General features: G+C 58.3%; 10 protein-coding genes. 7 read left to right on the top strand and 3 right to left on the bottom strand.

Annotated elements, in window-relative coordinates; translation table 11 throughout:
• Nucleotides 1-93 precede the first annotated feature (93 nt).
• Nucleotides 94-903 carry an IclR family transcriptional regulator gene (locus NNL38_RS09560; RefSeq protein ID WP_255387819.1) on the bottom strand — a complete coding sequence of 270 codons (810 nt, stop codon included), beginning with the start codon at nucleotides 901-903 and terminating at the stop codon, nucleotides 94-96.
• A 177-nt stretch (nucleotides 904-1,080) separates the two neighbouring features.
• On the opposite strand from NNL38_RS09560, the gene pta reads away from it, so the two are divergent.
• Complete coding sequence (gene pta, locus NNL38_RS09555; protein ID WP_255387818.1) at nucleotides 1,081-2,157, top strand: phosphate acetyltransferase; 1,077 nt, start codon at nucleotides 1,081-1,083, stop codon at nucleotides 2,155-2,157.
• A 28-nt stretch (nucleotides 2,158-2,185) separates the two neighbouring features.
• The gene (locus NNL38_RS09550; protein WP_255387817.1) at nucleotides 2,186-2,944 is read left to right on the top strand and encodes a sulfite exporter TauE/SafE family protein; all 759 of its coding nucleotides are present in this window, start codon (nucleotides 2,186-2,188) and stop codon (nucleotides 2,942-2,944) included.
• Between the two features lie 16 nt (nucleotides 2,945-2,960).
• Here the strand turns inward: NNL38_RS09550 and NNL38_RS09545 are convergent, their stop codons facing one another.
• Together NNL38_RS09545 and NNL38_RS09540 are read right to left on the bottom strand one after the other, a co-directional pair.
• On the bottom strand, nucleotides 2,961-4,697 hold the full coding sequence (locus NNL38_RS09545; RefSeq protein ID WP_255387816.1) for a cobaltochelatase CobT-related protein: 1,737 nt from the start codon (nucleotides 4,695-4,697) through the stop codon (nucleotides 2,961-2,963).
• Complete coding sequence (locus NNL38_RS09540) at nucleotides 4,697-5,674, bottom strand: AAA family ATPase (protein ID WP_255390610.1); 978 nt, start codon at nucleotides 5,672-5,674, stop codon at nucleotides 4,697-4,699. Before NNL38_RS09540 ends, NNL38_RS09545 begins: the two co-directional genes overlap by 1 nt.
• A gap of 287 nt (nucleotides 5,675-5,961) precedes the next feature.
• Between NNL38_RS09540 and xsc the strand changes: the two genes are divergently transcribed.
• From xsc to NNL38_RS09515, 5 genes are all read left to right on the top strand, one after another.
• Complete coding sequence (xsc, locus tag NNL38_RS09535; protein ID WP_255387815.1) at nucleotides 5,962-7,773, top strand: sulfoacetaldehyde acetyltransferase; 1,812 nt, start codon at nucleotides 5,962-5,964, stop codon at nucleotides 7,771-7,773.
• A 110-nt stretch (nucleotides 7,774-7,883) separates the two neighbouring features.
• Nucleotides 7,884-8,927 (top strand): YeiH family protein, encoded by a 1,044-nt coding sequence (locus tag NNL38_RS09530; protein WP_255387814.1) that lies wholly within the window; start codon nucleotides 7,884-7,886, stop codon nucleotides 8,925-8,927.
• Between the two features lie 12 nt (nucleotides 8,928-8,939).
• On the top strand, nucleotides 8,940-9,890 hold the full coding sequence (locus NNL38_RS09525) for an FRG domain-containing protein (RefSeq protein WP_255387813.1): 951 nt from the start codon (nucleotides 8,940-8,942) through the stop codon (nucleotides 9,888-9,890).
• Between the two features lie 464 nt (nucleotides 9,891-10,354).
• Nucleotides 10,355-10,777, top strand: a complete 423-nt coding sequence (locus tag NNL38_RS09520; protein ID WP_255387812.1) for a nuclear transport factor 2 family protein — start codon at nucleotides 10,355-10,357, stop codon at nucleotides 10,775-10,777.
• Nucleotides 10,778-10,812: 35 nt separating this feature from the next.
• Nucleotides 10,813-12,285 carry an NAD(P)/FAD-dependent oxidoreductase gene (locus NNL38_RS09515; RefSeq protein ID WP_255387811.1) on the top strand — a complete coding sequence of 491 codons (1,473 nt, stop codon included), beginning with the start codon at nucleotides 10,813-10,815 and terminating at the stop codon, nucleotides 12,283-12,285.
• Nucleotides 12,286-12,293 lie beyond the last annotated feature (8 nt).

Genomic DNA, 12,293 nt, shown 5'->3' with positions numbered 1-12,293 from the left:
CAGTGGTATTTGTGGACCCATCTATGGGACCACGAACCTGGACCACGTTCTTTCGGAACGTGGCCTTGTTTCTGCTGAAGCGAGCCGGGCGTATTATTCCGGCCAGCTTTCCGCTTCAATTCTGGCCAGGGCTTCTGCGGCGCGCTGTAGCGCCGGCAGAAAGTGCAGCGCCTGCTCGGGTTTTAATCGCATGATGGGTGCCTGGATCGCAATACCCAGGTTCGAGCGCCCGGATGGGACCGGCACCAGAACGGCGACACAGAACAGGCCCGGCAGGAATTCTTCGTTATCGATGGCATAGCCGGTGCGTTTGACATTATCAAGCTCAGTTTCCAGCGCGTCGAAATCGGTGATGGTTTTTTCCGTGTACTGGGTCAGCTCGACATTACTCAGCAGTCGGCGTCGCTGCGAGCTGCTCATACTGGCCAGAAACAGTTTGCCGGAGGCGGAGCAGTGGACCGGTACCCGGGAGCCGGGGTGGAGATAAAACCGCAGCGGGGCCTCGGTTTCGACCCGGTCGACATAAATGACTTCGCCGCCGGAGAGCGCGGTGAGGTTACAGCTTTCGCCGACTTCCTCTTTCAGCTGGGCCAGCACGGCATGCCGGGCACTGTGGGTGGTGCTGTTCAGCAACAGCTTTTCCGCCAGACGCCGCAGCCGGACACCGGTGCTGTAGTGCCGTTCATCCCCGTCACGCTGGATAATCCCGGCGGTTTCGAGTTGTTGCAGCATCCGGTGCAGAGTCGGCTTCGGCAGCCCGGTCTCTTCCACCAGTTTCTGCAGCGAGAAAAATTCGTCCTTCTCTGCAATGACTTCCAGCAGTGAGAACAGGCGAAGGGTCGGCGTGTCTCCCTCGATACGCACGGGGGCAAGATCGGTTGTTTCTTTCACTGTACTCGTCATATCGCTTTGATTTCCCTATGTATCATCAATACATAATAGCAATTATACCGTTTATTTGAATATTCGTTGACCATAATCGGCTGAACAATTAATATTCAAATTGTATGTTAATATTTGGAATAAATCGTCTCATTAATTGTTGTTTGTTGTGGTGGGACCCAAACAAGGCAGGCAGAAATGAAGGCTATTGAACGTATTATTGAACAGGCAAAGCAGCGTCCGGTGCGGATCGTACTGAGTGAAGGGGATGATACCAGGGTGCTTCGTGCCGCCGCCAAGGCCGCGCAGGACGGGATTGCCGAGGTGATCCTGGTCGGCAATACGCCGCAGATCCAGGCCCGGGCCGAGGAGGAAGGCACGTGTATTGCGTCCTGCATCCTGATCGACCCGGCGACGTCCCCCTTGCGGCCGGCGCTGACCGATATGCTGTTCGCGCTGCGGGCTGGTAAAGGGATGACCCGGACGCAGGCAAAGCAAGCCGTGCTGGACCCGCTCTGTTATGCCAACCTGCTGGTTCGCTATGGCGCCGCCGACGGCTCGGTGGCGGGGGCGGTGCAGACCACCGCCAATGTGGTTCGCAGTGCGATTCAGGTGATCGGGCTGGCACCGGACTGCCGGTTGGTGTCCAGTTTCTTCCTGATGATGTTGTGTGAACCGTTTCATGATCTGAAAGGCGGCCTAATCTTTTCCGATTGCGGGCTGGTGGTTGAGCCCAGCGCTGAGGAGCTGGCCGATATTGCGCTCTCGGCCGCCGAAAGTGCCCGCCAGCTGCTGATGGAAACGCCCCGGGTGGCGATGCTGTCGTTCTCGACCAGTGGCAGTGCCCGTCATGCGGCGGTCGATAAAGTGGTTGCGGCCTCCGCACTGGTGAAATCCCGCCGGCCTGAGCTGGCCATCGATGGTGATGTTCAGCTTGATGCGGCGATTGTTCAGGATATCGCAGCGCGTAAATTGCCGGACTCGCAGGTGAAAGGACAATCCAATGTGCTGATTTTTCCTAACCTGGAGGCGGGCAATATCGGTTATAAGCTCGCCGAGCGTGTCGGCCGTGCTGTTGCCATCGGCCCATTGTTGCAGGGACTGGCTAAACCGGCGAATGATCTCTCCCGTGGTTGCAGCGAGCAGGATATTTATCACGTGATTGCGGTGACGGCGGTTCAGGCGCAGCAACAAGCATTCCACCACCAGCAAGCACCCCACCAGAAACCCGCAGCGCCGTCTATCGTTGCGGCGACACAAAGCGATCCCTGTTGAACCCGATACGCTCAGGAGAAGAGAAGCGATGAGCACAGAAACCTTATTGATTTTGCTCGCCATCATTATGGTCGGCACATACTTTCAGACCGTGACCGGCTTTGGCCTGGGGATCATTGTGGTGGGGGCCACCAGTGCCCTGGATCTGACTACGGTCGCGGTGATTGCTGCGGTGGTGAGCTTAGTCACTTTGGTGAACTGTGCGGTGGCACTGCCGGGCGCAGCGAAGCAGATGGACTGGTGCGCGGTGTCAGCCGTGGTGCTGGGCGTGTTACCCGGCATCGGGGCCGGCGTCTGGTTACTGGAGCTGCTCAGCCAGTCGGCCACAAGCTTGTTACAGGGCTTGCTGGGCGGGATGATTGTCTACAGTGCGGTTAACTTCCTGTTGCGACCGGCGCAGAAAACCGTACGTTCCGGCCATCCGAGTTTTGTGGTCAGTGGGTTTGGCTCCGGGCTGACCGGCGGGCTGTTCGGCATGGCCGGACCGCCGCTGATCTATCAGTTTTACCGCCAGCCGTTTGAGCTGACAACCATTCGCAATATGTTGCTGATCAGTTTTGCCTTCACGTCTGCCACCCGCAGTTTGTTGATTGGGGTACAGGGCCAACTGAGCATGGATATTGTGCTGCTGGCCGGGATTGCCGTACCGGTGGTGATGATCAGCACCATACTGGCAAGGCGCTTTCCGCCGCCGCTCAGTGCAGCAGCGATGCGGCGGATGGTGTTTGGGCTGTTGATGCTGATTGGCCTGTACCTGATTGCAAATGCGCTGGTGGCGCTGTTTTAGCCTGGTGCCGCTACTGCTAGCGCCGGGTCCCTGAGTTTTTGCCACGAGATGATGCGAACAGCTCAACGATCTCGGTCATCAGGCGGTTATCCACGGCGGTGGCGCCTGCCATCGCCAGGTTGCGCGGATAGTAAGGGCTGAGATCCAAACCGACCCCGAGTCCGAGAATGGTGATCCCACCTCGATGGGTTTCCTGCGCCACCACCGCTTTGAGATGATTATCCAGATAGAAGGGATCATTGGTTAAGTTGGTGGCAGTATCCATCGGACAGCCGTCCGAGATCACCAGCAGATAACGCTGACCTTCCGCCCTCAGCCGCAGACGCTGGCAAGCCCAGGTGACGGCTTCGCCATCAACGCCTTCTTTGAATAAGTCAGCTTTGAGCAACGCAGCGATTGATTTTCGGCTCTGGCGCCAGCCTTGCTCGGCCGGTTTGAACATCAGGTGGCAGGTTTCATTGAGTCGGCCCGGCTGTGCGGGTCGCCCCCGGCTCAGCCACTGCTGATGGGCCCGACCACCGTTCCAGGTTGCGGTCGAGAACCCCAGGACTTCACTGGTGATCCCGGCCATACCCAGCGCTTTGACCATCACATCGACGATGATCGCGACTTGATCAATATGCTCGCGCATCGAGCCGGAGCAGTCGATCAGGAGGCTGACCACCGCGTCCGGGGTCGGCTGGTGGTGATCCTGGTAAAACAGGCGGCGTTCAGTCGGCGAGCTGACGAGCTGGCTCAGTCGTCTGCCGTCGATCCGGCCTTCTTCCTGGCCGAACAGCCAGCTGTGTTGTTGTGGCGGGTTCAGGGCTGCGGCCAGCTTGCGTGCCAGCTCCCGGACATTGATCCCCTGCTGGTGGATTTGCTGATCCAGCTGTGCTCTCAGCTCGGTGAGAAGTGCAGGCCGGATCAGGGAGGCGGCGGCGACTTCCTGATCAAACTCGGTGGTATAGATGTGATATTGCTGATGATGTTTGCTAAAAGTCGCGCTGCGGCCGGTTTTGGCCGTGGCAATGGCCTCCGTTTCAGAGCCTTCTTCTTCCATCTCCAATAACAGCGGGAATGCGGCCAGGGCGTTGTCCGATTGCTCTGCGTCCCCGGATTCTTGCTGGTCGGCCAGCTCGGCTTCGATCATGGCGCAGACGGTTTCTGCCAGTTGGCGGGCTGGCCGGGCAAAAGCGGCCTGATCGTGACGGCAGGCTTTGAGTTCAGCCAGTGCATGGCCAATCACGGGCACGATGGCAGCCCGGGTCGCTTCAATGGCAGTCTCGGCGTATTCCGGCACCGGCGCGGCGTTGATCCGGGCGCGGACGATTAAAATCAGGGTCAGCATCAGGTTGCCGATATGATTTTCCGCCAGCCCGGTGTGGAAATAGTGGCTGGCCCAGTGTTCGAAATTGGCGTTGATGTTGGCACCAGCACCCGGCAGATGGACCGGTGCCTGTGACTCAATCCGGCATTGTTCCAGCAGATCGAAAATCAGCCGGGCAATCGGGGCGGTCGGCGCTTGTTGCTGGTGCAGCTGCGAATCGGAGTGGCGCAGGCGCAGGGCTATCGCATCGGCCCGGCCGCGACTGGCGGCATACGGGCGCTCAGCGTCATGCTCGCGCACGTGAACCGCCGGACTCGGCTGTGGCGTGTTGCCCCGATAGAGCTGGCGACCGCGAAAGTGAAGGTTTGGTTGTCGGCTGATGGCCCTTGCACTGGCGGCACAGAGCTCGACCGTTTTCTGCTGCTGGCGGGAGTGCGCTTTCATTAACTCAGCTCCATTTGGTGAGCCCAGGATTCTTCCAGCTCCTGATTAAAGCAGCGCTGGAAATATTCAGCGATCAGCGGCCGCTCGGCTTCATCGCATTTGTTGAGAAACGAGAAGCGAAAGGCCAGCGCCGGATTGCGGAAGATGGTGCAGTTTTCTGCCCAGGTGATCACGGTGCGCGGCGACATCAGGATTGAGATATCCCCGGCGGCAAAGCCGTTCCGGGTCAGCTCCGCGACTGCAATCATTTTGCGCAGCAGCGCGCGGCCGGCGTCGCTGTTTTTTTCCGGCACCCGGGCCAGCACGATGGCCAATTCTTCTTCGGCCGGGAGGTAGTTCAGGGTCGCGACGATATTCCAGCGGTCGATTTGTGCATGATTGAGCACCTGGGTGCCGTGATACAACCCGGACAGGTTGCCCAGCCCGACGGTATTGGCGGTGGCAAACAAGCGGAAGGCCGGGTGGGGCTGGATCACCCGGTTCTGATCCAGCAGGGTAAATTTGCCGTCCCGCTCCAGGATCCGCTGGATCACAAACATCACATCCGGACGCCCGGCATCGTATTCATCGAAGATCAGGGCGACCGGACGCTGCAGTGACCAGGGAATAATTCCTTCCTGGAACTCGGTCACTTGCTGGCCGTTGCGCAGCGTAATTGTATCTTTCCCGACTAAATCCAGCCGACTGAGATGGCCGTCCAGGTTGACCCGCACGCAGGGCCAGTTCAGCCGGGCGGCAACCTGTTCGATATGGGTGGATTTGCCGGTGCCGTGCATGCCCTGGATCAGGGTCCGGCGATCCTGGGCAAACCCAGCCAGGATCGCCAGGGTCACTTCCGGATTGAAACGATAAGCGGGATCGATCTCCGGCACATGATCGTCGCGAACCGAAAAGGCCGGGACCCGAAGATCGCTGTCAATTCCGAACACCTCGCGCACGGACACTTCAATATCTGGCTGGTTCGCTGCCATTTCCATCATGATCTGCTCCTTTTTACTGTCGTTCGCTGCTGCGCCGGATCAGGATCCGGATCGCGATTCGGACAAAAATCTGACTGTCATTGTTAACGAGTGATCCGCAAATCAAAACGTACAATCTTCAAAAATGTTGCATGAGTATCGTTTTTCGGAATATTTCATATCGATTAATTAAATTTTATTGACGATTAAAAAACCACCGTCTAGCTTAAAACTGTAATTTCAATAACGAGACGTTTGGTTCCACTTTTTAAGGATTCAGTGTCCCATCATCAAGGAGAAAGGATATGAGTGAGCAAGAAGCACGTAGCGTGGTAACCGGCCCGACCAAGATGACGCCGTCAGAGGCGTTTGTTGAAACCATGGTGGCCAATGGCGTGACGGATATGTTCGGCATCATGGGCTCTGCATTTATGGATGCGATGGATATTTTTGCTCCGGCCGGCATTCGCCTGATTCCGGTGGTCCATGAGCAGGGTGCTGCGCACATGGCGGACGGCTATTCCCGGGTATCCGGGAACCACGGGGTGGTGATTGGACAAAACGGTCCGGGGATCAGTAACTGTGTCACCGCAATTGCGGCGGCGTACTGGGCACACAGCCCGGTGGTGATTGTGACCCCGGAAACCGGGACCAACACCATGGGCTTGGGGGGCTTCCAGGAGTGTAACCAGCTGCCGATGTTCCAGGAGTTCACCAAGTATCAGGGACATGTGACTCACCCGGGCCGGATGGCGGAATACACGGGTCGCTGTTTTGACCGCGCGATGAGCGAGATGGGGCCGACCCAGCTGAACATTCCCCGAGATTACTTTTATGGCGAAATTACCTGTGAAATTCCAAAACCGGCGCGTCTGGATCGCGGCCCAGGTGGCGAGCAGAGCCTGAATGATGCGGCCGACCTGCTGGCCGAGGCGAAGTTCCCGGTCATTATTTCCGGTGGCGGCGTGGTGATGGGCGATGCGGTCGAAGAGTGTAAGGCACTGGCGGAGCGTCTGGGCGCGCCGGTGGTCAACAGCTACCTGCACAATGACTCGTTCCCGGCCAGTCACCCGCTGTGGTGCGGTCCGCTGGGCTACCAGGGTTCGAAAGCGGCGATGAAACTGATCTCCCAGGCCGATGTGGTGATTGCGCTGGGTTCCCGCCTGGGACCATTCGGCACGTTGCCGCAGCACGGGATGGATTACTGGCCGAAAGACGCCAAGATCATTCAAATTGATGCTGACCATAAGATGCTGGGTCTGGTGAAGAAAATCTCGGTCGGGATCTGCGGTGACGCCAAGGCGGCAGCGGTGGCCCTGAGCGAGCGTCTGGCAGGCCGCACGCTGGCGTGTGATGCGACCAAAGATGATCGCTTTACCAAGGTTCAGGCTGAGAAAGAGATCTGGGAGAAAGAGCTGGATGAGTGGACCCACGAACGTGACCAGTTCAGCCTCGATATGATCGACAAAAATGCCCAGGAGAAACCTTTTTCCGGCGGCGAATATCTGCACCCGCGCCAGGTACTGCGTGAGCTGGAAAAAGCGATGCCGGACGATGTCATGGTCTCGACCGATATCGGTAACATCAACTCGATTGCCAACAGCTACCTGCGGTTTGAAAAACCACGCAGTTTCTTTGCCGCGATGAGCTTCGGTAACTGTGGTTATGCCTTCCCGACGATTATCGGCGCCAAGGCCGCGGCACCGCATCGCCCGGCGATTTCCTATGCCGGTGACGGTGCCTGGGGCATGAGCCTGATGGAAACCATGACCTGTGTTCGTCATAACATTCCGGTGACTGCGGTGGTGTTCCACAACCGCCAGTGGGGCGCGGAGAAGAAGAACCAGGTCGACTTCTACAACCGCCGCTTCGTGGCCGGTGAGCTGGATAACCAGAGCTTTGCCGAAATTGCCCGGGCGATGGGCGCGGAAGGGATCACGGTTGACCGTCTGGAAGATGTCGGCCCGACGCTGCAAAAAGCGATTGATATGCAGATGAACGAAGGGAAAACCACGGTGATTGAGATCATGTGTACCCAGGAGCTGGGCGACCCGTTCCGCCGCGATGCACTCTCCAAGCCGGTCCGTTACCTGGATAAATACAAAGACTACGTCTGATCCTTGGTGACCTTTTGGCCTGGCTCCGGCACCCGATGCTCACCGTGTGACATCTGGTGGTGCGGGTGAGATGGAGCCAGGCTTTTTTTCCTGCCAAGAAGGGATTTCTGATGGCGACAAATACACTCAGTCAACCGCGCAACACCTTTGGTGCGCTGGGGCAGTTGGTGCCGGGCCTGATGCTGTGCATGGTGATTGCTGCTGCCGCTTCTTTTGTCTCCGGACAGTATGGTGGACCGAAATTCTTGTACGCCTTACTGATCGGCATGGCGTTTCACTTTCTGGCTGACAACGGGAAATGTTTGCCCGGGATTGAAGTGGCCGCCAAGAAACTGGTGCGGATCGGGGTGGCGCTGCTCGGGGTTCGGATCGCCGTCAGCGACATACATGCCATCGGCACTGTGGGTGTATTCGCCCTGGCCGGGGCGGTCGGGCTGACGATTGGGTTCAGCTTGCTGCTCGCGCGCGTGCTCCGGTTGCCGCCGATGCTCGGCCTGCTCTCCGGTGGTGCGACCGGGATCTGCGGGATTTCCGCCGCGATGGCGATTTCAGCCACCTTGCCCCAGAGCCGCGACAATGAGCACTTTACCTTGCTGACGGCCATTGGCGTGGCGGCATTTTCGACCGCAGCCATGGTGCTCTATCCGCTGGTGGTCTCGGCAACCGGCTTGGCGACGGCGGAAGCCGGGCTGTTTCTCGGCGGGGCGATCCATGATGTCGCGCAGGTGGTCGGGGCCGGGTTTATGATCTCCACCGACGTCGGGGATGCCGCGACGCTGGCAAAAATGTTCCGGGTCGCGATGCTGATGCCGGTCGTGGTGGTGCTGATGGTGTTGTTTCATCAGGATCGCGTGGCCGCCGGTGGGGCTGGCGCTGCGAAGCAACCGCTGGTACCGGGTTTTCTGATGGTGTTTGTGGCCCTGGTGATTGTGAACAGCCTGGGATGGTTGCCGTCTGAGGTAATTACGCTGAGTTCGGATCTGTCCAAATGGTGCCTGGTGATTTCGATTGCCGCACTCGGCGTGAAAACATCGTTCGAAAAGCTGGCGGAGCTGGGCTGGCAGCCGATTGCGCTGTTGTTGGGCAATGCGCTGTTTATCGCCGGCTATATGTTGTCCGTGGTCTTTCTGGTCCGTCTGTGGTCTGCGGCTTAACAAGGAGTTTTTATGCAAACATCAACTTATATTGGCTCCGTTTCGGGTTATTTAGCAGCCGTTCGAGAGCTGACGGCGGATAGCGAACTGATCCTGTTTCGCGGCCAGCCCAATCGTCGTCGGGCCTTGCTGCCGCCGATTGCCCGGAATAACCGACCGATCTCGACGGCGGTCGAGCGCCATATGCTGGCGATGTTTCAGCAATACGGCGAGTTTAGCCCGAAGGGAGCCGCCGCCGGTGGGGACCGGGTGTGTGACTGGCATCTGTTGTCACAGGCGCAGCAGTTCGGCATGAAAACCCGGTTGCTGGCGTGGAGCCAAAATCCGCTGATTGCGCTGTGGTTTGCCTGTCAGCGGGGGGCGGCCGAGCCTTATGTTTATCTGCTGCGTGCGGACGGGCTCGACGACGTCGATTTTGCCACCGACCCGCTGGCGATCAGCCAGACCCGGGTGTTTTCACCGCTCGCGGCCCGGCCGGAGGCGACCGCCCAGCGCAGTTGGTACTCCATCCATCCGGCGCTGACGACTGAGGCGTATCCGGAAGCTGCTCGGGGAGCGGGCTTTGTACCGCTGGAGCAGGAGCTACATGGTCGGGATCGGTTGCTGGAAATTCCGCTGCTGCCGGCGATGAAGTCGAAACTGCTGGCGGATCTGGCGACCTTCGGGATCACGGAGCGCACCGTGTATCCCGGACTGAATGGCCTGTGCCAGCATTTAAATGCCTGGCTCACGGGTGAGTCAGCCGGTGCCGGGATCGGCGCAGCAAAGTCTGAACCGGGGGAGGTGAGTAATCCGCCGCATGTGATGGAAGGCGAGCTGCGCGGTTGCTCGGGGAAACTTCCCAAGGCCTTGGCCTACCGGGCGGTGGCATCAGCCCTGACAGGCACCATATCTTCCGGCCACCCGCCATCTGGGTTGCGCCAGTACCGGCGGCAGTACACTGCCGACTTTGACTTTGACTAACTGTTTTCTCTGAATCCACGGGCTGCCTGACTGCCTCCGCGTCTGTGCTGGGGGCCGGCATCCTGCGCCTTGTATTCGGGTGGTTTGAGAGCAGGGCTAGTGCCAGGCGGTGCCGTGCAAAGAAGGGGTTAACTCAAGGAAAAATCGAACTTTTTAATCACATGTCACTTTTTGGAATTATTTGTCTCGAAATTCATTGAACCAGGTTGACGGAACCCAAACCCGAGACTAATTTTAAGTTAAATTTTTGTTAATGAGTTGTTCTGTTTTACTTTCACTCCGAATGAGTGCCGGATGAACCATTAACCGGAAATCGTCTTCGCAGTGAATGATTGCACCTCGCTGTATTCCCTTGAGGGATGAGGGGCAAAGATGTCAGCTTTCAGTCCGGTTGTTATCGCTGTCAGGTATGGGCTTAAGGCCGAAAACTATTATGTAACCTGTTAATTGAGAAGGGAAGAATAATGAGCGCACAAATGGATGAAATGGTCAGAGATGAAGTCAGCGTCGCTTTTTTACAGGCGTTCAGCGAGGCGTGGAACAATCATGATATAGACGCGCTGATGACTTTTATGACCGATGACTGCACTTTCCATACCGCGGCCGGTCCTGGTTTGCAGGGGAGTTCGTTTACCGGACGTGATGCGGTGCGGGAGAGTTTCCAGCAGGTCTGGAAAACATTTCCTGATGCAGCCTGGCTCAACGGTGAGCATTTTGTCTGCGGCAATCGGGCAGTCAGTGAGTCGACCTTTTGCGCGACCAAGCCAGACGGCAGTCGCATTGAAGCGCGGATGGTGGATGTGTTCACGCTGAAGGACGGAAAAATCCAGGTGAAAAACGCTTTCCGCAAGGATCGTCCGGCGCAGGTAACCGGCGAGAATCGCTAAATTCAGGGATCGGGTTTCACACAAGGAGTTTGAGCATGAGTGTACTGGCGGAAGAAAAACAACAGGATGTCGTCCGACCTGCATCAGCCTCAGCGGGCGCCCAACAGCGGGCAACGCAAGCGTGTTCTTCGTACGATCCGGCTTACGATCCGCTGGTGCAGGCCACGCCGGGTCAGGGCGCTGAATATGCGCCGACCTACTGGGTCGGAACGGCGGGAGAGCCGCCTGCCGATGACGGGCCGATCAGCTGCGATGTGGATGTCGATGTGGCGATTATCGGCTCCGGATTTACCGGCCTGACGGCGGCGATTTTCCTGGCGGAAAAATATGGCATCAAAGCGACGGTGCTGGAAGCCAACCGGGCCAGCTGGGGTTGCAGTACCCGGAACGGTGGGCAGGCCCAGTGTGCTTCCGGGCGTTTGAAGCGCTCGCAATGGATTGAACGCTGGGGACTGGATACCGCGCTGAAAATGCATGAAGAGTGCCTGGAGGGCATGGCGACGTTCAAGGAGCTTATCAAGGATATTGACTGTGAGCCGCAGCCCGGTGGTCATCTGTACGTTGCTCACCGGGAGCGGGTCATGCCGGCGCTGGAAAAAGAAGCCAAGCTGCTGCGCGACACCTTTCACTATGACGCCCAGATCCTCGATGCCGAGACGGTGAAGAACCAGTTTGTCGGCGATCAGGAAGCCTGCGGGGCGATGCATGAGCCGGAAGGCATTGGGATCCATGCCGGTAAGCTGGCCTTTGGCTATCTCAAGAAGGCCCGCGCCCTAGGCGCAACGGTGCATCCGGCCAGTCCGGTGACGGGCTGGGAAACCAAGAACGGGGTTCACTACCTCCAAACGCCGGGTGGCGTGGTCAAAGCCCGCGCCGTTGGGGTTGCCACCGGTGGCTATACCTCGCAGGGGCTGCATCGTGAGCTGAAAAACCGCATGCTGCCAATTCTGTCAAACTCCATGGTGACCAGGCCGCTGACCGAAGCGGAGCTGGCAGCCTGTCAGTTCCACACCCATCAGGTGATCACCGATACCCGGGTCTTGCGTCATTACTACCGCTTGTTGCCGGACAACCGGGTCCAGATCGGCACCCGCAGTGCGATCACCGGCCGGGCGGCGCCGGAGCAGAAATACGAAGCCATGCTCAAGGCCGATTTGGTGCGCAAATTCCCGGCGCTGGATGGGATCCAGGTCGACTATTCCTGGTGGGGGTGGGTTGATGTCAGCCATGACATGATGCCGCGCATCTACCAGCCCAATGCCAGCGAGTCGATCTACTACGCCTTGGGTTACGGTGGCAACGGGGTGATGTACTCGGCACAAGCGGGCAAGCGACTCGCCCAGTGGATTGCCGGGGATACCCAGCAGCTTGATTTACCGATCTTCCAGTCGAAACTGCCGTTCCCGAATCTCCGGGAAATGGTGGAATCGGAAGCCTTCGCGCCGTTCCGCCGGTTCGGGCAACGGTTCCTTTATCGCTGGTATCACCTCAAAGACGAAGTGTTGTAAACCGCTCC

This window comes from Photobacterium atrarenae (genome assembly GCF_024380015.1).
Classification (GTDB): domain Bacteria; phylum Pseudomonadota; class Gammaproteobacteria; order Enterobacterales; family Vibrionaceae; genus Photobacterium; species Photobacterium atrarenae.
This window is presented reverse-complemented; position numbering and strand designations above follow the sequence as displayed.